Annotated in this window: 16 protein-coding genes, 1 other RNA gene and 1 pseudogene; 8 read left to right on the top strand and 10 right to left on the bottom strand. The window is 64.1% G+C overall.

The features are described from left to right. The first annotated feature begins 1 nt into the window (after position 1). The 4 genes from smc to ffs all read left to right on the top strand — a co-directional run bounded on the left by smc (position 2) and on the right by ffs (position 7,581). The gene (gene smc, locus AC2T3R_RS18345; protein ID WP_486744080.1) at positions 2-3,490 is read left to right on the top strand and encodes a chromosome segregation protein SMC; all 3,489 of its coding nucleotides are present in this window, start codon (positions 2-4) and stop codon (positions 3,488-3,490) included. A 205-nt stretch (positions 3,491-3,695) separates the two neighbouring features. Continuing rightward, complete coding sequence (gene zipA, locus AC2T3R_RS18340; RefSeq protein WP_015271153.1) at positions 3,696-4,586, top strand: cell division protein ZipA; 891 nt, start codon at positions 3,696-3,698, stop codon at positions 4,584-4,586. A gap of 238 nt (positions 4,587-4,824) precedes the next feature. Beyond that, on the top strand, positions 4,825-7,155 hold the full coding sequence (ligA, locus tag AC2T3R_RS18335; RefSeq protein ID WP_041505748.1) for an NAD-dependent DNA ligase LigA: 2,331 nt from the start codon (positions 4,825-4,827) through the stop codon (positions 7,153-7,155). A gap of 329 nt (positions 7,156-7,484) precedes the next feature. After that, positions 7,485-7,581: signal recognition particle sRNA small type (ffs, locus tag AC2T3R_RS18330), an RNA gene on the top strand. A gap of 154 nt (positions 7,582-7,735) precedes the next feature. Here ffs and AC2T3R_RS18325 read toward each other — a convergent pair. The 3 genes from AC2T3R_RS18325 to AC2T3R_RS18315 form a co-directional block, all read right to left on the bottom strand. Then, positions 7,736-8,293 (bottom strand): hypothetical protein, encoded by a 558-nt coding sequence (locus tag AC2T3R_RS18325; RefSeq protein WP_223997978.1) that lies wholly within the window; start codon positions 8,291-8,293, stop codon positions 7,736-7,738. Between the two features lie 106 nt (positions 8,294-8,399). After that, positions 8,400-8,825 (bottom strand): hypothetical protein, encoded by a 426-nt coding sequence (locus tag AC2T3R_RS18320; RefSeq protein WP_015271150.1) that lies wholly within the window; start codon positions 8,823-8,825, stop codon positions 8,400-8,402. Positions 8,826-8,962: 137 nt separating this feature from the next. Then, entirely contained in the window at positions 8,963-9,385 is a 423-nt protein-coding gene (locus tag AC2T3R_RS18315; RefSeq protein ID WP_486744079.1) for a helix-turn-helix domain-containing protein, read from the bottom strand. Between the two features lie 82 nt (positions 9,386-9,467). Here AC2T3R_RS18315 and AC2T3R_RS18310 point away from each other — a divergent pair, with 82 nt between their 5' ends. After that, the gene (locus AC2T3R_RS18310; RefSeq protein WP_486744078.1) at positions 9,468-9,968 is read left to right on the top strand and encodes a DUF2938 domain-containing protein; all 501 of its coding nucleotides are present in this window, start codon (positions 9,468-9,470) and stop codon (positions 9,966-9,968) included. Between the two features lie 195 nt (positions 9,969-10,163). Here the strand turns inward: AC2T3R_RS18310 and AC2T3R_RS18305 are convergent. Continuing rightward, positions 10,164-10,928 (bottom strand): annotated as a pseudogene (locus AC2T3R_RS18305) (substrate-binding periplasmic protein); the annotation flags it as partial. A gap of 123 nt (positions 10,929-11,051) precedes the next feature. Between AC2T3R_RS18305 and dnaX the strand changes: the two are divergent. The 3 genes from dnaX (at position 11,052) to recR (ending at position 14,417) form a co-directional block, all read left to right on the top strand. Further along, positions 11,052-13,124, top strand: a complete 2,073-nt coding sequence (gene dnaX / locus AC2T3R_RS18300) for a DNA polymerase III subunit gamma/tau (protein ID WP_486744077.1) — start codon at positions 11,052-11,054, stop codon at positions 13,122-13,124. A 64-nt stretch (positions 13,125-13,188) separates the two neighbouring features. After that, a complete protein-coding gene (locus tag AC2T3R_RS18295; RefSeq protein WP_003259671.1) occupies positions 13,189-13,524 on the top strand; it encodes a YbaB/EbfC family nucleoid-associated protein in 336 nt (111 codons plus the stop codon). Positions 13,525-13,814: 290 nt separating this feature from the next. Further along, positions 13,815-14,417 carry a recombination mediator RecR gene (recR, locus tag AC2T3R_RS18290; RefSeq protein WP_003259670.1) on the top strand — a complete coding sequence of 201 codons (603 nt, stop codon included), beginning with the start codon at positions 13,815-13,817 and terminating at the stop codon, positions 14,415-14,417. A 141-nt stretch (positions 14,418-14,558) separates the two neighbouring features. Here recR and AC2T3R_RS18285 read toward each other — a convergent pair whose 3' ends face one another. From AC2T3R_RS18285 to AC2T3R_RS18260, 6 genes are all read right to left on the bottom strand, one after another. Beyond that, positions 14,559-15,107, bottom strand: coding sequence for an adenine phosphoribosyltransferase (locus AC2T3R_RS18285; RefSeq protein ID WP_009683910.1), 549 nt, complete (start codon positions 15,105-15,107; stop codon positions 14,559-14,561). A 55-nt stretch (positions 15,108-15,162) separates the two neighbouring features. Beyond that, a complete protein-coding gene (gene fnrA, locus AC2T3R_RS18280; RefSeq protein ID WP_015271145.1) occupies positions 15,163-15,897 on the bottom strand; it encodes a Crp/Fnr family transcriptional regulator FnrA in 735 nt (244 codons plus the stop codon). Positions 15,898-16,081: 184 nt separating this feature from the next. Continuing rightward, positions 16,082-17,464, bottom strand: a complete 1,383-nt coding sequence (gene hemN, locus AC2T3R_RS18275) for an oxygen-independent coproporphyrinogen III oxidase (RefSeq protein WP_486744076.1) — start codon at positions 17,462-17,464, stop codon at positions 16,082-16,084. 219 nt (positions 17,465-17,683) lie between these two features. Then, positions 17,684-18,367, bottom strand: coding sequence for a sulfite exporter TauE/SafE family protein (locus AC2T3R_RS18270; protein ID WP_486744075.1), 684 nt, complete (start codon positions 18,365-18,367; stop codon positions 17,684-17,686). Continuing rightward, positions 18,360-18,575: a cbb3-type cytochrome oxidase assembly protein CcoS gene (ccoS, locus tag AC2T3R_RS18265; protein ID WP_013973501.1), complete on the bottom strand. Its 216-nt coding sequence runs from the start codon at positions 18,573-18,575 to the stop codon at positions 18,360-18,362. Before ccoS ends, AC2T3R_RS18270 begins: the two co-directional genes overlap by 8 nt. Further along, positions 18,554-21,028 carry a heavy metal translocating P-type ATPase gene (locus tag AC2T3R_RS18260; protein WP_486744074.1) on the bottom strand — a complete coding sequence of 825 codons (2,475 nt, stop codon included), beginning with the start codon at positions 21,026-21,028 and terminating at the stop codon, positions 18,554-18,556. Before AC2T3R_RS18260 ends, ccoS begins: the two co-directional genes overlap by 22 nt. Positions 21,029-21,149 lie beyond the last annotated feature (121 nt).

Below are 21,149 nucleotides of genomic sequence, written 5' to 3'. Positions count from 1 at the left end.
GATGCGCCTGAAGTGCATTCGCCTGGCCGGGTTCAAGTCGTTCGTGGACCCGACCACGGTCAACTTCCCCAGCAACATGGCGGCCGTGGTCGGCCCCAACGGCTGTGGCAAGTCCAACATCATCGATGCCGTGCGCTGGGTGATGGGCGAGAGTTCGGCGAAGAACCTGCGCGGCGAGTCGATGACCGATGTCATCTTCAACGGCTCCAGTGGCCGCAAGCCGGTCAGCCAGGCCAGCATCGAGCTGGTGTTCGACAACAGCGAAACCACCCTGGTCGGCGAATACGCCGCCTACGCCGAGATCTCGATCCGCCGCAAGGTCACCCGCGACGGGCAGAACAGCTACTACCTCAACGGTACCAAGTGCCGCCGGCGCGATATCACCGACATCTTCCTCGGCACCGGCCTGGGGCCGCGCAGCTACTCGATCATCGAGCAAGGCATGATCTCCAAGCTGATCGAGGCCAAGCCCGAGGAGCTGCGCAACTTCATCGAGGAAGCCGCCGGCATTTCCAAGTACAAGGAACGCCGCCGGGAAACCGAGAGCCGCATCCGCCGCACCCAGGAAAACCTGGCGCGCCTGACCGACCTGCGCGAAGAGCTGGAGCGCCAGCTGGAGCGCCTGCACCGCCAGGCCCAGGCAGCCGAGAAGTACCGGGAATACAAGGCCCAGGAACGCCAGCTGAAGGCGCGCTTGTCGGCCTTGCGCTGGCGTGATCTGGACGAACGGGTGCGCCAGCGCGAGGCGGTGATCGGCGACCAGGATGTGTCCCATGAGGCGCTGGTGGCCGAGCAGCGCAATGCCGATGCCAGCATCGAGCGCTTGCGCGATGGCCATCACGAATTGTCCGAGCGCTTCAACCAGGTGCAGGGCCGCTTCTACTCGGTGGCCGGTGACATCGCCCGGGTCGAGCAGAGCATCCAGCACGGCCAGCAGCGCCTGCGCCAGTTGCAGGATGACTTCAAGGAAGCCGAGCGCACGCGCCTGGAGACCGAGTCGCACCTCGGGCACGACCGCACCCTGCTGGCTACCTTGGGCGAAGAGCTGGCAATGCTCGAACCCGAGCAGGAAATGACCCTGGCCGCTGCCGAAGAAGCCGCCGCTGCCCTTGAAGAGGCCGAGCTGGGCATGCACGGCTGGCAGGAACAGTGGGACAGCTTCAACAGCCGTTCCGCCGAGCCGCGCCGCCAGGCCGAAGTGCAGCAGGCGCGTCTGCAGCAGCTGGAAGCCAGCCTGGAACGCCAGGCCGAGCGCCAACGCAAGCTGGGCGAGGAGCGCGAGCTGCTGGGCAGCGACCCGCAGGATGCGGCCATGCTCGAACTGGCCGAGCAGCTGGCCAGTAGCGAAATGTTGCTGGAAGAGTTGCAGTTGTCCGAAGAGCAGGTGGTCGAGCGCCTGGAAGGCGCGCGTGAACAACTGCAGCAGGCCACCCAGGCCCAACAGCAGGCGCAGGGCGACCTGCAACGCCTGGGCGGGCGCCTTGCCTCGCTCGAAGCCTTGCAGCAGGCTGCCCTGGAGCCGGGTGCAGGTGCTGCGGACTGGCTCCAGGGCCAAGGCCTGGAGCAACGGCCGCGGCTGGCTGAAGGGTTGCGGGTTGAGCCGGGCTGGGAGCTTGCGTTAGAAACCGTGCTTGGCGCCGATCTGCAGGCTGTACTGGTGGACGACTTCAGTAACCTGGAGTTTGCTGGCCTGGAGCAGGGCGAGTTGCGCTTGCTGCTGGCAAGCGGTACCGGCTCGTCGCTGCCTGGCAGCCTGCTGGAAAAGGTCGAAGGCCGCGTCGACCTGGCGCCCTGGCTGGGCCACGTCAAACCCGTGGAAAACCTTGCCCAGGCACTGGCGCAGCGCGCCTCGCTCGGCGAAGGCCAGAGCCTGGTCAGCCGCGATGGCTACTGGGTCGGCCGACACTTCCTGCGGGTGCGCCGTGGCGGCGAAGCCGAAGGCGGTGTGCTGGCACGCGGCCAGGAGATCGAGCGCCTCGGCCAGGAGCAGCTGGAGCAGGATGCGGCGCTGGAGCATTTGGAACAGCAACTGCAGGCCCTGCGCGAGCAGCAGCTGGACCTTGAAGAACAGCGTGAACAACTGCGCCGTCGCACCCAGGAAGAAAGCCGCCTGCATGGCGAACTGAAGGCCAACCTGTCGGCTGGCCGCGCACGTGCCGAGCAGGTCGAACTGCGCCGCCGGCGCCTGCAGGAAGAGCTGGCCGAACTGGAAGAGCAGCGCGCTCTGGAACATGAGCAACTGGGCGAAGCCCGCCTGCTGCTGCAGGAGGCCCTGGAGCTGATGGCCCAGGACACCGAGCAGCGCGAGCAGTTGATGGCCCGCCGCGACACTTTGCGCGAAAGCCTCGATCGCGTGCGCCAGGAGGCCCGCCAGCACAAGGATCACGCCCACCAGCTGGCTGTTCGCCTGGGCTCGCTGCGTGCCCAGCACGACTCCACCCGGCAGGCACTGGAGCGCCTGGAGCAGCAGGCCGCGCGCCTGATCGAGCGCCAGGAGCAACTGAGCCTGAACCTGGAAGAGGGCGAGGCCCCGCAGGAAGAACTGCGCCTGAAGCTGGAAGAGCTGCTGGAGCGGCGCATGAGCGTCGACGAGGAAATGCGCCAGGCCCGCCTGCACATGGACGAAGCCGACCGCGAACTGCGTGACGCCGAAAAGCGTCGTACCCAGGCCGAGCAGCAGGCCCAATTGCTGCGTGGCCAGTTGGAGCAACTGCGCCTGGAGTGCCAGGGCCTGGATGTGCGGCGCAAGACCTTGCAGGAGCAGTTGCTGGCCGACGGCTACGACCTGCAAGGTGTGCTCGCCACTCTCGAGGCCGAGGCCAGCGAGCAGGGTACCGAACAGGAGCTGGAGCAGCTTGAGGCGCGTATCCAGCGCCTGGGGGCGATCAACCTGGCGGCCATCGAAGAGTACGAGCAGCAGTCCGAGCGCAAGCGCTACCTGGACGCCCAGGACGCCGACCTGGTCGAAGCCCTGGAGACCCTGGAAAACGTCATTCGCAAGATCGACAAGGAAACCCGCAACCGCTTCAAGGATACCTTTGATCAGATAAATGCCGGATTACAGGCACTTTTCCCAAAAGTTTTCGGTGGTGGCAGCGCTTATCTGGAACTGACGGGCGAAGATCTACTCGATACAGGGGTAACGATCATGGCGCGACCACCGGGCAAGAAGAACAGCACCATCCATCTGCTGTCCGGCGGCGAGAAGGCACTGACCGCATTGGCGCTGGTGTTTGCCATCTTCAAGTTGAACCCCGCACCGTTCTGCATGCTCGACGAAGTCGACGCGCCGCTGGACGATGCCAACGTCGGGCGCTACGCCCGTCTGGTCAAGGAAATGAGTGAAAGCGTGCAGTTCATCTACATCACCCATAACAAGATTGCCATGGAGATGGCGGATCAATTGATGGGGGTGACCATGCATGAACCGGGCTGTTCACGTCTGGTTGCCGTCGACGTGGAGGAGGCCATGGCCATGGTCGATGCCTGATGCTCGACGATAAGGTCATATTCCGTAGCGAAATGCCCCCGCCATGTGCGACAGACGGTGTAAAGTTGTCTTTGGTCGTGCTAGCTTAATGTCACTCGTTTTTTGCGTGGGTAAAACGCCTGTCAGAACATAGAGTTGGCGCCACGTGTTAAAGGGCTTTGAACCCTTTGTTTTCAAGCATATTTTTATAGAGGCACGGGATTACATGGAAATCGGTCTGCGCGAGTGGCTGATCGTCATCGGCATCATTGTCATTGCCGGGATTCTTTTCGACGGCTGGCGCCGCATGCGCGGCGGGAAAGGCAAGTTGAAATTCCGTCTGGATCGCAGTTATTCCAACCTGCCGGACGAAGAGGGCAATGCCGAAGTGCTTGGCCCGTCGCGGGTGCTGGATACCCACAAGGAGCCTGAGCTGGATGAAAGCGACCTGCCGTCGCTCAGTGCTTCTGCGCGTGATCGCGAGCGCGAGCCCAAGCCGGCCAAGGCTGCCAAGCGCGGCAAGCGCGCCACCGCTGCCGCGGATGCACAGCAGGGCGACCTGAACCTGAGTGCCGAGCCACGCGAGCCCGACCTGTTTGCCGACAGCGATGATGACTTTGCCGCGGAAAATACCCGCAGCAACGGTGCGGCGCCTGCCAGCAGCAGCGTCAAGGAGCTGCCGCCGGCCGAGGAAGTGCTGGTGATCAGCGTCATCTCCCGCGACGAGGGTGGCTTCAAGGGCCCGGCGCTGCTGCAGAACATTCTGGAAAGCGGCCTGCGTTTCGGCGAAATGGACATCTTCCACCGTCACGAGAGCATGGCCGGTCACGGCGAGGTGCTGTTCTCCATGGCCAACGCCGTCAAGCCCGGCGTGTTCGACCTGGACGACATCGACCACTTCAGCACCCGCGCGGTGAGCTTCTTCCTCGGCCTGCCGGGCCCGCGTCATCCGAAGCAGGCCTTCGACGTGATGGTGGCTGCGGCGCGCAAGCTGGCGCACGAACTGAACGGTGAGCTCAAGGACGACCAGCGCAGCGTGCTGACCGCCCAGACCATCGAGCACTATCGCCAGCGCATCGTCGAGTTCGAGCGCCGTGCGCTGACCCAGAAGCGCTGACAGATCCAGACGAAAGAGCAGCCTCAGGGCGTGCTGGTCGGTTCGGGTGTTGTTATCGCCTGTGCCGGCCCCTTCGCGGGTAAACCCGCTCCTACAGGGACACCACAGCCCTTGAGGTTTGTGGTGTCCCTGTAGGAGCGGGTTTACCCGCGAAGAGGCCGGCACAGGCAATAAATACCTCAAACCCCCGGCACCACCCCCAGGCTGCTCTTTTGCTTTGCAAGAGAAGACAAATCCCATGACCGCCGAAACCCGTATCCACGAACTGCGTGCCGAGCTCGACCAGCACAACTACCGCTACTACGTGCTCGATGAGCCAAGCGTGCCCGATGCCGAATACGACCGCCTGTTCAACGAGCTCAAGGCGCTTGAAGCCGAATACCCACACTTGGTAACCCCCGACTCGCCCACCCAGCGTGTCGGTGGCGCAGCCCTGGCCGCGTTCAGCCAGGTCCGCCACGAAGTGCCCATGCTCAGCCTCGGCAACGCTTTCGAAGAAGCCGACCTGCGTGAGTTCGGCCGCCGCGTGGTAGACGGCCTCGACCAGCCCGGTGCGGTCGACTACAGCTGCGAGCCCAAGCTCGACGGCCTGGCCGTGAGCTTGCTGTACCGCGACGGTCTGCTCGTACAGGGCGCCACCCGTGGCGACGGCACCACCGGCGAAGACATCAGTGCCAACGTACGCACCGTGCGCAACATCCCGCTCAGGCTGCAAGGCGAGGGATGGCCTGCGGTGCTGGAGGTGCGCGGCGAGGTGTACATGAGCAAGGCCGGTTTCGACCGGCTCAACGCCGCCCAGGCCGAAGCCGGCGGCAAGACCTTCGCCAACCCGCGCAACGCCGCAGCCGGCAGCCTGCGTCAGCTGGACTCGAAAATCACCGCCAGCCGCCCGTTGGAGTTCTGCTGCTATGGCGTCGGCCAGGTGTCTGCGAGCATTGGCGACAGCCACATCGGCATCCTCGAACAGCTCAAGGCGTGGGGGTTGCCGATCAGCCGCGAACTCAAGCATGCCGCCGGTATCGAAGAATGCCTGGCCTACTACCGCGACATCGGCGAGCGACGCAACAGCCTGCCCTACGAAATCGACGGCGTGGTGTTCAAGGTCAACAGCCTGGCCGCCCAGCGCGAACTGGGCTTCCGTGCCCGTGAGCCCCGCTGGGCGATTGCCCACAAGTTCCCGGCCATGGAAGAGCTGACCGAGGTGCTGGATGTCGAGTTCCAGGTCGGCCGCACCGGCGCGGTAACGCCCGTGGCACGCCTGAAGCCGGTCAAGGTGGCCGGTGTGACCGTGTCCAACGCCACCCTGCACAACATGGACGAAATCGCCCGCCTGGGCCTGCGCATTGGCGACACGGTGATCATCCGCCGCGCCGGTGACGTGATTCCGCAGGTGATGCAGGTGGTGCTGGAGCGCCGCCCGGAAGATGCGCGCCCGGTGCAGGTGCCGAGTGAGTGCCCGGTATGCGGCTCGCAGGTCGAGCGTACCCAGTTGGTCAAGCGTAGCAAGGGCAAGGAAACCACCAGCGAGGGGGCGGTGTACCGCTGCGTCGGTCGCCTTGCCTGTGGCGCCCAGCTCAAGCAGGCAATCATCCACTACGTGTCACGCCGCGCCATGGACATCGACGGCCTGGGCGAGAAGAGCGTCGAGCAACTGGTGGACGAAGGCCTGATCGGGTCGCCGGCCGACCTGTACAAGCTGGAATTCGACCAGATCGTCGGCCTGGAAGGCTTTGCCGAAGTGTCCAGCAAGAAGCTGCTGGATGCCATCGAAGCCAGCAAGCGCCCGGGCCTGGCGCGCTTCATCTACGCCCTGGGTATCCCGGACGTAGGCGAGGAGACCGCCAAGGTGCTGGCCCGCTCGCTGGGCAGCCTGGCGCGCGTGCAGCAAGCGCTGCCGCAAGTGCTCACCTACCTGCCGGACATCGGCCTGGAGGTGGCGTACGAGATCCACAACTTCTTCGAGGACGAGCACAACCGCAAGGTCATCAAGCAGCTGCTCGACAGCGGCATGCAACTGCAGGACGAAGGCGAGCTGGCTGCCGAGTTCGCCGCCAGCACCACCCTGGCCGGCATGATCGCCAAGCTCGACATCGCCTCGGTTGGCCCGACCGGTGCCGAGAAGCTGGTGGCCAAGCTAGACAGCCTGGACAAGATCATCGCCGCCGACGGTATCGACCTGCGCCAGGCCCTGGCGGCCAAGCAGGCCGAAGCCGTGCGCGAGTTCTTCAAGGATGAAGCCAACCAGAAGCTGGCCCGGGACATCGAGGCACAGTTGCTGGCGTTCGGCATGCACTGGAGCAGCGAGAAGAAAGTGGCCGAAGGCTTGCCGCTGGCTGGCCAGACCTGGGTGCTGACCGGCACCCTGGAGCGCATGAGCCGCGACATCGCCAAGGAAAAGCTGGAAAGCCTGGGGGCCAAGGTGGCGGGTTCGGTATCCGGCAAGACCCACTGCGTGGTGGCGGGGCCGGGGGCGGGGTCCAAGCTGGCCAAGGCCAGTGAGTTGGGCGTGAAGGTGCTTGATGAAGATGCCTTTGTCACCTTCCTGGGCGAGCAGGGCATCGCTGTCTAACGCCCTGCGCAATCCCCTGTGGTTTGCGCGGTCCTTGTGGGAGCGGGCATGCCCGCGAACACGGGCGAAGCCCGTGCCATCCATCGCGGCGCCTGCTTCGCGGCGGTTCGACGCCTCGACACGCCCGCTCCCACAAGTCCTGCGCTAGTCTTGCTGTCAGCGCTAACCCTGTAGGAGCGGGTTCACCCGCGAATTGGCAGCTCCAGGCCACCCCGGCCCGGACAAGTCATTGAGAAATGATGACTTTTTCTCCTCCAGAGGTTGTATCTGCCCCCAAGACCGGTACAATGGCGCCACTCGCTGTTCAGCGAGCCTTGTAGTGGTGGCCCCATCGGTCCCCCCGCATTGATTACCCGTTAACCTGGTCAGGCCCGGAAGGGAGCAGCCATAGCGGGAACATCGAGTGCCGGGGTGTGGCTGGTGGGGCCGCCTCCATTTCAGGTCCTTGAATTCTCAAGGATTTCTCGCTTTACCCAACTTCGCTCTGGTTTGGCCGCCAGTCCTGCCGCGACCGCGCCGATGCAGCGGAGTAGGCGCTGTCGTCCTACCCGCATCGAAAGCCGCTATCAGCAGGCGTTCATTACTTCAAAGAAACCTGTCTGGTCTCAAGTTTGAGTTCCTTCAGGCGCTTAAGCAGCGTGTTGATATTTGTGCGTGCCGAACCTTCATTGGCCAGGCGCAGGCGCTTGATCGCGATAACGGAGTCGCCAACGCCAGCGGTAAAGGGCGTCCTGATGATCTCTCGGAAAATTACGGTGTTTGTAGCGGACTCGGTCAACGTATATTCAGCCTCGCAGGTAACTTCGAAGTCCAGGCCAAAAATGGGTTGGTCGACGCGTAGCAGGTTGGCGCGCAGGGTGTAGGCGGCTGGTGCTTCGCCAAGCAGGTCAGCACTGGCAAGTGATTGTTTGAGTGCAGCGCCAAAGTCCGGGCCGTCGATTTCCGAAGTCCAGAGCGGGTTGGTGGCGTCTCCGCCATTTACTTCGGTTACCTGAATATTGCGATGCAGGCGTTGATCGTAAAACTGCGCATCGGTCTGGTCGGATGCCACGGACATTCCGGAGATTTGAGCAGGCGAAGCGCACCCTGTGCAAAGGGCAATAAATACCGAGACCAGAAACACACGGAAGTAGGTCACTTTAATAATCCTTGAGTGAGATGCCGGTAGTGCAAGACGAAAGCCATACATCGTGTATGGCTTCAACTATTGAAAGGCCGAGCGTCGCGCTGTGCGGCAGATGCCTTTACAGGTTGTATTTCTCATCGATTCTGCGTTTGTCGAGCGTGTAGCGCTTGAGGTCGATCGAGTCGGATTCCAGCTTGGCATCGAGCTCGTCCATGTCGTGCTTTTTCAGCGTTGCAACATGGGCTTTGGTGGCTTGGTAGTTGATCATCTCTGCAGCGTCATGCCCACTCACCGGGTCCCACAGAATGGAAAGCGGCCAGAACAGCAGGTTCACCACGCCAAAGCCATATGCACGACCATAGAACGAGCCACCACCTGGAAGCAGGCCAAGGCCGGCAGCAAGCCCTGGGCTTTTTTCTTCAACCGCGAGGTTTCTGGCGCGATAACTGGCAAGTTCCGACTCTTGGGCCGAATTGAGGCCGGTAGCACAACCAGTGGTCAGCGCTATCAGTGCGGCAGCGGTCAGATTTCGAATTGTGGACATGCAACATTTCCTGAGTGTGAGTACTGTTCTCGGCGCACGGCTGGGCGCGGAGGCGCGTAACTCTACACTGAGCAGTGGCGTTTTGATATCGTATTGCCATTACTCTATTCGGATGATGATGCATCCAGATGGTGGTTTTATCCTGGGCGCTTCAAGACAAATATTGAACTGCCCTGTTTTTTCCCATGGCCCGCCGCCGACAGCTTCATCAGCCGCTGGAATTTCGGGCATTCCAGGTGATCTTCCTCAGGGCACTGCGCCGCATGCCGCAAGCCCTTGCTCATCGCCTGCAAGCGCCTGATCCGTGCATCCAGTTCGTCGGCCTTGGCGGTCAGCATCTGCCGGTCGACCTGCAGGTCCACCAGCATCGCCCCGACTTCATCCAGCGAAAACCCCGCAGCCTGGCCCAGGGCGATCAGCGCCAGCCGGTCTGCAACATCGGCTGCGAACTGCCGCCGCTGGCCAGGCCCGGCGAGTGACTTGAGCAGGCCTTTCTTCTCGTAGTAGCGCAGCGTCGAGGCGGGTACGCCTGTGCGTTTGGCGACGTCGGCAATGTCCATTTCGGGCCCTTGACTTGAAGTTGACTTCAACTTCTATGCTGCGCGGCATGGTGATGACCGTCAATCTTGGAGGGCTTGTTCAATGACCTTTACTGCGATGTTTTCCGCTGCCGTGCCGATTGGTATCGGTGCCACGATGGTGATGGACTTGTGGGGGCTGCTGCTTAGGCGGATGGGTGTTGCCACGCTGAACTTCGCCATGGTCGGGCGTTGGGCGGGGCATTTGCTGCACGGGCGTGTGCGGCACCAGGCGATTGCCAAGGCGGAACCGGTGCGGCATGAGCTGGCGTTGGGGTGGGGGATTCATTACGCCATCGGCGTGCTGTTCGCGATGCTGCTGGTCATGATCGTGGGGGAGGGCTGGTTGCTGGCACCTACATTGTTGCCTGCGCTGGTTGTTGGTGTGGTGACGGTCGTGGCGCCTTTGTGCTTCATGCAGCCGGCGATGGGTGCGGGGTTCTTTGCGTCGAGGACGCCGACGCCTGCGCGCAACTGCTTGAAGAGCCTGGCCACGCATTTTGTGTTTGGCGTGGGGATGTTCTTGAGTGCGGGTTTGCTGGCGAGCGCGCAATCAGCCTGCTGACACCACCAGGCTTGAGCCTGTAATAGAAACTGTGTCTGCACCGCACAATCCTGTGGGAGCGGGCATGCCCGCGAAGAATGCAGCTCGGTGGCTGGCACCGGCTATGCCGGTGTTCGCGGGCTCGCCCGCTCCCACAGCGACCACGCCGACTTTGAGATTTTGAGTCAGAGATTGCTGCCGATACTCCAGGGTTCGGGGGCGAGCCACAGACATAGGGGTTGGATAGCCCATCCCCCCATACCGCTGCACAATCCGCTCGATCTCCCCCGACTGCTTCATTCGCACCAGCGCCCGCAGCAGCTCTTGGGTCGGTATCGCCGGGTCATTGCGTACCATGCACCCCAGGTCCTGTTCTTCCAGTACTGCCAGCGCCTGCAATTGCTGTTCGGTGGGCAGGCCCTGGTTGAACCACTGCAACGACAGCTGGTTGCTTACCGCATGCCGATAGCGCCCGGCTTGCAGCTTCTGCAGCACCAGCAACTGGCTGCGGCTGTCCTCGCGGTGCAGGCGGCCCTGGTCGAGCAGCGGTTGCAAGGTCGAATAGGTGTAGCCAAGCACTGTGCCGATGGTCTGGGCAGGCAGTTGTTCCGGGGGCAGCGGAGTACTGTCGCCAGCGCGGCCTACCAGCAGGTCTCGCTGGTGCAGCAATGGAATGCTCCAGACAAAATCCCCTGGCCGGTCATTGAACCACTGGGTGCTGACATAGCAGCGCACATCGATATCACCGCTGTTCATCGCCTCCTGCAGGCGCAGGCGGGCCATGACGTGGTATTCAGGACGGATGCCCACTTCCTTGGCCAAGGCCTGCATCAGGTCGTACAGCATGCCTTCCACCGGCTGGTCGCCTTCGATGCGCACCAGCGGCATGCTCCAGCTCTCGGCGACAGAAAAACGCACCACGGGCTGTTCAGCCTGGTTGTAGGTGCTCCACAGCAGCAACAGGGCCAGCAGTCTTCGCAAAGGCAATCCTCCCTGGATGGCGCGCCAGTTTCAAAGCTTAGACGACTTGCGCAGGGTGCAATTTTGCCCCCGCTCCGCTAGCATTAGCGATCTTCCGCTCGATCAGGCTGCGATGGTTTTTCGATGAGTTATCAGGTTCTTGCACGTAAATGGCGTCCGCGCTCGTTCCGCGAAATGGTCGGCCAGACCCATGTGCTCAAGGCCTTGATCAATGCCTTGGACAACCAGCGCCTGCACCATGCCTATCTGTTCACTGGTACCCGGGGTGTGGGCAAGACCACCATTGCCCGTATCATCGCCAAGTGCCTGAACTGCGAAACCGGCATCACCTCCACGCCCTGCGGCACCTGCTCGGTGTGCCGGGAGATCGACGAAGGCCGTTTCGTCGACCTGATCGAGATCGACGCCGCCAGCCGCACCAAGGTCGAGGACACCCGCGAACTGCTCGATAACGTGCAGTACGCGCCGAGCCGTGGGCGCTTCAAGGTCTACCTGATCGACGAAGTGCACATGCTCTCGACTCACTCGTTCAACGCCTTGCTCAAGACGCTGGAAGAGCCACCGCCCTACGTCAAGTTCATCCTCGCCACCACTGACCCGCAGAAACTGCCGGCCACCATCCTGTCGCGCTGTCTGCAGTTCTCGCTGAAGAACATGAGCCCGGAGCGGGTGGTCGAGCACCTCAGCCATGTTCTGGCCGCCGAGAACGTGCCGTTCGAGCCGGATGCCCTGTGGCTGCTGGGGCGCGCGGCCGATGGTTCGATGCGCGACGCCATGAGCCTGACCGACCAGGCCATCGCCTTTGGCGAAGGCAAGGTACTGGCCGCCGATGTGCGGGCTATGCTCGGCAGCCTTGATCATGGCCAAGTCTACGGGGTGCTGCAGGCGCTGCTCGAAGGCGATGCCCGGGCCTTGCTCGAGGCCGTGCGCAACCTGGCCGAGCAGGGCCCGGACTGGGCTGGCGTGCTGGCCGAGATGCTCAATGTGCTGCACCGCGTGGCCATTGCCCAGGCGCTGCCGGAAGCGGTGGACAACGGCCAGGGCGACCGTGAGCGGGTGCTGGCACTGGCCTCGGCATTGCCAGCCGAGGACGTGCAGTTCTATTACCAGATGGGCCTGATCGGCCGCCGTGACCTGCCACTTGCGCCGGACCCGCGCGGCGGCTTCGAAATGGTCCTGCTGCGCATGCTGGCGTTCCGCCCCGCCGACACCGACGACGCGCCGAAGCCGGTACTAAAGCCAATGGGGATCAGCCAGGCCACAGCTGATCCTGCAACACCGGTGGCAGCGCCGGCGGTTGCCGTGGCGCCGCCGGCCGCTGCTGTCGTGGCGCCGGTTGCACCGGTTGCCGAGCAGCAAGTGCCGGCGCCCGCACCGGTCGAACCAGCGCCACAGCCGGTAGTCGAGCCTGTGGTGGCAGCTGAGCCTGCCCCGGTCAGTGAACCTGAGCCAGTACCAGAACCCGTGGCAGAGGTGGTTGACCTGCCATGGGAAGAGCCTGCGCCTACGCCCGCACCGGTAATGGCCGAGCCTGCGCCGGCTCCTGCACCGGCCGCTGCGCCCACGCCGGCACCTGCCGCCCCGGCGCACGACGACGAGCCACCCTTCGACCCGTCCGCCTATGCCGCCGTGGGTATGGACCGCGACGATGAACCGCCCTTGGACGAAGACTATTACGGCGGCGAAAGCGACCCGGTCGGCTTCAGCTACCTGGACGAACTGGCCGAACACGTCCAGGAAGAAGCACCCAAGCCGGCAGCCGAACCGCTGCCCGCAGCCAAGCCGGCCACCGGCCTGGCCCTGCAATGGCTGGAATTATTCCCACAGTTGCCTGTATCCGGGATGACAGGCAACATCGCGGCAAACTGTACGTTGATTGCCGTCGATGGCGACGACTGGTTGCTGCACCTGGACCCTGGCCAGGGTGCGCTGTTCAACGCCACCCAGCAACGGCGCCTTAACGAAGCGCTCAACCAGCACCTGGGGCGCACGCTGAACCTGCGCATCGAGCTGATCCTGCCCGAGCAGGAAACCCCGGCCCAGGCGGCGGCGCGCAAACGCGCCGAGCGCCAGCAGGACGCAGTCACCTCGATCGAGCAGGATCCGTTGATCCAGCAGATGATCAAGTTGTTCGGCGCCAAGGTGCGGCAGGATACTATTGAGCCTGTAGAAGCCCTGGTTAATCAGGGCCAGTAACGGATAACCATGCGGCCGGCCCGGTGCCGGGCCGCATCACATGACCCAATCGAGGTATACCCCCATGATGAAAGGTGGCATGGCCGGCCTGATGAAGCAGGCCCAGCAGATGCAGGAAAAGATGCAGAAGATGCAGGAAGAACTGGCCAACGCCGAAGTCACCGGCCAGTCCGGTGGTGGCCTGGTGAGCGTGGTGATGACCGGTCGTCACGACGTCAAGCGTGTCAGCATCGACCAGAGCCTGATGTCGACTGATGAAGACGACAAGGAAGTGCTGGAAGACCTGATCGCCGCGGCACTGAACGACGCCGTGCGCAAGGTCGAGCAGAACAGCCAGGACAAGATGGGCAGCATGACCGCCGGCATGCAGCTGCCGCCGGGCTTCAAGATGCCGTTCTAAGGGCATTTGCGTTACCGAAAACCGCCGCTGATACCAGCGGCGGTTTTTTTGTGCGTTCCTGCAGCCTGCGCGGTCTTTGTAGGAGCGGCCTTGTGTCGCGAAAGGGCTGCGCAGCAGCCCCGGCAATCCATGCTGCGAAGCTGATAACCTGGGGCCGCTTCGCGCCCCATCGCGACACAAGGCCGCTCCTACAGGGACCGCGCAAGCCTTGCAATGTGCGCATGGCTGATTTGACGCCACTGCCCCCGCTGGGTATAAACCGCCTCTTATTGATTTGTCAGGCCTTTCCCATGAGCTTCAGCCCACTCATCCGCCAACTGATCGATGCCCTGCGTATTCTCCCGGGTGTTGGCCAGAAAACCGCCCAGCGCATGGCCCTGCAATTGCTCGAACGTGACCGCAGCGGCGGCCTGCGCCTGGCACAGGCCTTGACCCAGGCCATGGAAGGGGTTGGGCATTGCCGTCAGTGCCGCACCCTGACCGAGCAGGAGCTGTGCCCGCAATGCGCCGACACGCGCCGTGACGATACCCAGTTGTGTGTGGTCGAAGGGCCGACCGATGTGTATGCAGTGGAGCAGACCGGCTACCGTGGTCGCTATTTCGTGCTCAAGGGCCACTTGTCGCCGCTGGACGGGTTGGGGCCTGAGGCGATCGGGATTCCGCAGCTGATGGCGCGGATCGAGGAGCAGGGCACCTTCACCGAGGTGATCCTGGCGACCAACCCGACGGTGGAAGGGGAGGCGACGGCGCATTACATTGCCCAGTTGCTGAGCGAGAAGGGCCTGGTGGCGTCGCGGATTGCCCATGGCGTGCCGCTGGGCGGCGAGCTGGAGCTGGTGGATGGTGGGACCTTGGCCCATGCGTTTGCGGGGCGTCGGCCGATTTCGCTCTGATTCAGAATTGTTGGGGCCGCTTTGCGGCCCATCGCGACACAAGGCCGCTCCTACAGGCACCGCGCAATATTCAGGTATTCGCGGTCCCTGTAGGAGCGGCCTTGTGTCGCGATGGGCTGCAAAGCAGCCCCAAAACCCAACTCAGTACTCGCTAAGAGAAAACTCGGTCAGGCAGAAAGTCGGTACCCCGGCCGCCTGCAGCCGGCGCGACCCGTCCAGCTCCGGCAGATCGATGATCGCTGCCGCCTCGAACACCTGCGCACCGGTCCGGCGCACCAGGTTGGCCGCTGCCAGCAGCGTACCGCCCGTAGCAATCAGGTCATCGAAGATCAACACCGAATCCCCTTCGCACAGGCTGTCGGCATGCACTTCCAGGAAGGCTTCGCCGTACTCGGTCTGGTAACCCTCGCTCAGCACATCAGCCGGCAGCTTGCCCTGCTTGCGGAACAGGATCAGCGGCTTGTTCAGTTGGTGTGCGATGATCGAGCCGATCAGGAAGCCCCGGGCATCCATGGCACCGATGTGGCTGAACTCGGCTTCGACGTAGCGCTCGATGAACTGGTCGGCTACATAGCGCAGCCCGCGCGGCGACTGGAACAGCGGGGTGATATCGCGGAAGATCACGCCCGGTTTGGGGAAGTCCACTACCGGGCGGATCAGGGCTTTGAGGTCGAAGGCGTCGCTGTGCATTGTTGCGGGTATCCTGGGAAAACGAATGCCCAAGTATACCCGCTAAACGCAGGACTCAGGCCTCCATTGCTCCGCCGGCCAGCGCGCACAGCTGGATCGGGTCGAGAATGTGCACTTCCTTGCCTTCGGCGCGGATCAGGCCATTCTGCTGGAAGCGGGTGAACACCCGTGACACGGTTTCCACCGCCAGGCCCAGGTAGTTGCCGATTTCGTTGCGCGACATGCTCAGGCGGAACTGGTTGGCCGAATAGCCGCGGGCGCGGAAGCGTGCCGACAGGTTGACCAGGAAGGTGGCAATACGCTCGTCGGCGGTCTTTTTCGACAGCAGCAGCATCATCTGCTGGTCGTCGCGGATTTCCCGGCTCATTACCCGCATCAGTTGGCGGCGTAGCTGCGGTAGCTGCACCGACAGCTCGTCGAGGCGTTCGAACGGGATTTCGCACACCGAGGTAGTTTCCTGGGCCTGGGCCGACACCGGGTAGGCTTCGGTGTCCATGCCCGACAGGCCGACCAGCTCGCTGGGCAGGTGGAAGCCGGTGATCTGCTCTTCGCCGCTGTCGCTGAGGCTGAAGGTTTTCAGCGCGCCGGAACGTACCGCGTAGACCGAGCCGAAATTGTCGCCCTGGCGGAACAGAAACTCGCCTTTTTTCAACGGCCGCCCACGTTTGACGATTTCATCCAGTGCATCCATGTCTTCCAGGTTGAGCGACAGAGGCAGGCACAGGGGGGCCAGGCTGCAGTCCTTGCAATGGGCCTGGTTGTGTGGGCGCAGTTTGACTGGCTCGGACATTTTCATTCGATCCTTGTGGGAAAGCACACATAAGACGTAAGGGTAACTCACGGCATAGGTTGTAGGCCAGCGTGCGCTGTTGTGGTGCGAGCTGGCCCGGCCCCGGCGGGTGTGCGCCGGGGCCTTCGCTGTGCCCATGGTGTGCCTGGCAAGGAACTTTGTCCATGCGGTTGAACGACTCGGTTCAGATCACCCGCGAGAAGCGCTGGCGGTTGTGCATCGCCAGGTAGGCGTCGAACACCATGCATACCGAGCGCGCCAGCAGGCGGCCGGCCGGCAGGATGCGGATGCCTTTGTCGTCCAGGCGGATCAGGCCGTCGCGCTGCAAGGTCAGCAGTTCTGGCCAGAGGTCGTTGAAGTAGCCGCGAAAATCGATGGTGAAGGCCTGTTCGATCGGCTCGAAATCCAGCTCGAAATGGCAGATCAGCTGCTGGATCACCGCCCGGCGTATGCGGTCGTCGTGGTTGCACAGCAGGCCGCGCTGGGTGGCCAGCTGGGCGTTGGACAGGCTCTCCTGGTAGGTGTTGAGGTCGCTGCTGTTCTGGCAGTACAGGTCGCCGATCTGGCTGATGGCCGACACGCCCAGGCCGATCAGGTCGCAGTGCCCATGGGTGGTGTAGCCCTGGAAGTTGCGCTGCAGGGTGCCTTCTTCCTGGGCGACGGCCAGCTCGTCGTCGGGCAGGGCGAAGTGGTCCATGCCGATGTAGCGGTAGCCGGCGGCGGTCAGCTGGTCGATGGTGGCGTGCAGCATCTCCAGTTTGGCGGCTGCGCTGGGCAGGTCATTGCTGTCGATGCGCCGTTGCGGCATGAAGCGCTCGGGCAGGTGGGCGTAGTTGAACACCGACAGGCGGTCGGGTTGCAGGCGGATCACTTCTTCGACGGTGCGGGCAAAGCCTTCCGGGGTTTGCTTGGGCAGGCCGTAGATCAGGTCGAGGTTGATCGAGCGGAACTGCAAGGTGCGCGCGGCTTCGATCAGGGTGCGGGTCTGCTCCAGGCTCTGCAGGCGGTTGACCGCGCGCTGCACGGCCGGGTCGAGGTCCTGCACGCCCAGGCTGACGCGGTTGAAACCCTGCTCGCGGAGCAGGCCCATGGTCGACCAGTCGGCTTCGCGCGGGTCGATCTCGATGCCATAGTCGCCGGAGTCGTCGTCCAGCAGGTGGAAGTGCTGGCGCAGGTTGGCCATCAGCTGGCGCAGTTCCACATGGCTGAGGAAAGTTGGCGTACCGCCGCCGAAATGCAGCTGCTCGACACGCTGTTTAGGGTCGAGGTGGCAGGCGATCAGCTGGATTTCCTGCTCCAGGCGCTGCAGGTAGGGCGCGGCGCGGCCGCGGTCCTTGGTGATGACCTTGTTGCAGGCGCAGTAGTAGCAGATGTTGGCGCAGAACGGCACATGCACGTACAGCGACAGCGGGCGCGCGGCCCGACGGCTCTCGCGCAGGGCGTGGAGCAGGTCGAACGAGCCCACTTCGCTGTGCAGTTGCACGGCGGTCGGGTAAGAGGTGTAGCGTGGTCCGGCCAGGTCGTAACGGCGGATCAGGTCGGTATCCCAACGAAGGTCGTCGAGCATGAGGGCGGTCCCCGGAAAGAGCAGCAGTGCCCCGGAGTCTATGGCCGTCTGTAGGAACCTGTGTTGATTTGTATCAAGGGGAATCGGCGGTGCAAACGGGGGCCGCCGTGCGGCCCAATCGCCGGCAAGCCAGCTCCCACAGGGGCCGTGCAAGCCTCAAGCCTTGTGCAGTACCTGTGGGAGCTGGCTTGCCGGCGATTGGGCTGCACAGCAGCCCCCTCAATGCCCCATCAACCAGTGCTGATGCGGCCCCGGCATGGTCCAGATACCAAACAGCATCACCAGCACCCCGCCAGCCACCCGCACGCTGCGCCGTTTCAACAACCTGTTTACTCGCTCAGCCGCCAGCCCCGTGGCCAGCAACACCGGCCAGGTCCCCACGCCGAACGCCAGCATCAGCGCCGCGCTGTACCCGGCATTGCCCTGACTGGCCGCCCACAGCAGGGTGCTGTAAACAAGGCCGCATGGTAGCCACCCCCATAGCGCCCCCAGCAGCAACGCCCGGGGCATGCTGGATACCGGTAGCAAGCGCGACGCCACTGGCTGAATATGCCGCCACAGTCCCCGGCCCAGCGCCTCGATGCGGGTCAGCCCGCTCCACCAGCCGGCCAGGTACAGCCCCATGGCGATCAACAGCAGCGCCGCCACCAGCCGCAGTGCCAGCGCCGCCGGGCTGCTGGCCACGGCCCAGCCGGCCAGGCCCAGCAGCAGGCCGGCACAGGCATAACTGAGAATGCGGCCAAGGTTGTACACGAGCAGCAGGCGCATGCGCCGACCACGTTGTTCAGGCGGGATGGCAAGGGTCAGCGCGCCCATCAGGCCGCCGCACATGCCCAGGCAGTGGCCGCCGCCGAGCAAACCGAGGATCAACGCCGAGCCCAGCAGGGGCAGCAGGTCAGGCACGGGGCGGGTTTTCCTTGTCGGTGTCGGCCTTGCTGTCGTCAGGCTTCACCGCCGCCTGATGGCGCGGGTCCTGGTCGTCGAACAGGATGCTGTGGGCAGGGCTTTCCAGGTCGTCGTACTGGCCGCTGTCCACCGCCCAGAAGAAGATGTACACGGCCACGCCGACCAGCAGCAGGGCCGCGGGGATCATGACATAGAGGGCGGGCATGGCGACTTCCTCCCAGGCAGGGGCGCTTCGGTCGATGGCAAACCCGATGCCGGGGGCAGGCGGGTCAGGCGCAGGGCATTGAGCACCACGATCAGCGAACTGACCGACATGCCGATGGCTGCCCATACCGGGGTGATCCAGCCGAGCGCGGCGAACGGCAACATCAGGCCATTATACAGGGTCGCCCACAGCAGGTTTTCGAGGATGTTGCGGCGGGTGCGGCGGGCCAGCTCGAAGGCCTGTACCAGCGCCTGCAGGCGGTTGGACAGCAGCACGGCGTCGGCGCTGGTCTTGGCCAGGTCGGTGGCGCTGCCCATGGCGATGCTGATGTCCGCGGCGGCCAGTACCGGCACGTCGTTGACCCCGTCACCCAGCATCAGCACCTTGCGCCCGGCCGCCTGCAGCGCCTTCAGCCGGTCCAGTTTGTCGTCCGGGCGCAGGCCGCCGATGGCCTGGTCGATGCCCAGCTGCGCGGCCACTTCGGCAACCATCGGCGAGCTGTCGCCCGACAGCAGCAGCGTGCGCCAGCCACGGGCCTTGCAGGCCGCCAGCAGGGCAGGGGCATCGTCGCGCAGGCGGTCGTCCAGGCCGAACCAGGCCAGCGGGCCCTGGCGGTCGCCCAGCAGCAGCCACTGGCCGCGCGGCTCTGGCACGCCAGGGATTTCCGCGCCGCTCAAGGCGCAGACGAAGGTGGCCTGGCCAATGCGCAGGCGCTGGCCTTCGACCAACCCTTCCAGGCCCAGGCCCGGCACGGTCTGCACGTCGTCAGCAGGCGTGGCGGTGCGGCCGAATGCACGGGCGATGGGGTGTTCGGAGCGGTTCTCCAGCGCTGCGGCCAAGGCCAGGCAGCGGTCGGCGGGCAGGCTGCCGAGCGGTCGAATGCTGCGCAAGGTCAGGCGGCCTTCGGTCAGCGTGCCGGTCTTGTCGAAAATCACCGTGTCGATCTGGTTCAGGCCTTCCAGCACATGTCCACGGGTCACCAGCAGGCCGAGCTTGTGCAACGTGCCAGTGGCTGCGGTAAGCGCCGTTGGCGTGGCCAGGGAGAGCGCGCAAGGGCAGGTCGCTACCAGCATGGCCAGCACGATCCAGAACGCCCGCGTCGGGTCCAGGTGCCACCACCACAGGCCGATGGCCGCGGCGGCCAGCAGCGAGAACAGCAGGAACCACTGCGAGGCCCGGTCGGCGATTTCGGCCAGGCGGGGTTTTTCGGTCTGGGCGCGTTCCAGCAGGCGGACGATGGCCGACAACCGCGAGTCGTGGCCGAGGGCTTCGACTTCCACGTTCAGGGTGCTTTCGACGTTCAGGGTACCGCCCGTGACCCGCTCGCCGACCCGCCGTGGTTGCGGCAGGTATTCACCGGTCAGCAACGATTCATCGACGCTGGAGCGGCCTTCGACGATGCGCCCGTCGGCGGGGATTACCGCGCCTGGCAGCACCTGCACCGTGTCACCGCGCTGCAGTTCGCTGAGCAGGATACGTTCGCTGCGGCCGACGGCGTCCAGGCGCAGGCACGAGGCCGGCAGCAGGTTGACCAGCTGCGCAGTGGCCGCGGCGGTGCGTTCGCGGGCGCGGCGCTCCAGGTAGCGGCCAGTTAGCAGGAACAGCGCGAACATGCCCACGGTGTCGAAATACAGCTCGCCGCTGCCGGTGATGGCGGTCCAGATGCCGGCGCCAAAGGCCAGGCCAATGGCCAGCGACACCGAAACGTCCATGGTCAGGTGGCGGGTACGCAGGTCGCGTGCCGCGCCCTTGAAGAACGGTGCGCAGCTGTAGAACACGATGGGGATGGTGAGAAACAGCGCCACCCAGCGCAGAATGGTGTGCAGTTCGGGCGACAGGTCGATGTTGAATTCCGGCCAGGTGGCCATGGTTGCCATCATCGCCTGGAACCACAGCAGCCCGGCCACGCCCAGGCGGCGCAGGGCGCTGCGGTTCTCGCGGGCCAGTTGCTCGGCGGCCTGGTCGGGCTGATAGGGGTGGGCGGCGTAGCCGATCTGGCGCAGCTCGGCGAGCAGGCGCGAGAGCGGCTGTTGCTTGTCATCCCAGTTCAGCAGCAGGCGGTGGTTGGACAGGTTCAGGCGCGCCTCGGCGACGCCGGGCAGGTTGCGCAGGTGCTTTTCGATCAGCCAGCCGCAGGCGGCGCAGCTGATGCCTTCGACCAGCAGGGTGGTCTCGGCCAGGTCGCCAGCATGGCGAACGAAGGTTTGCTGTACGTCGCTGCGGTCGTAGAGGGCCAGTTCGTCCTGTAGCTGCTTGGGCAGGGCCTCGGGGTTGGCGCTGTTGTCGCTGCGGTGCTGGTAGTAGTGTTCCAGGCCACCGGCGACGATCGACTCGGCCACTGCCTGGCAGCCGGGGCAGCAGAACTGCCGGGGCTCACCGAGGACCACGGCGTTGAAGCGGCTGCCGGCGGGGACGGGCATTGCGCAGTGGTAGCAGGGGGTGGGCTGGGTCATCACATCATTGCCTTAAACAAATCGGCTGGGTTGGGCACGGCACCTGTGGGAGCGGGTTTACCCGCGAATGCGTCAGATCAGGCAATGATGTTTTCAGGTTTGACGCATTCGCGGGTAAACC

The sequence above is a fragment of the Pseudomonas sp. PVC-5-1 genome (assembly GCF_057444345.1).
Note: the sequence above shows the minus strand (reverse complement) of the source record. Positions and strands in the feature narration are given on the sequence as shown.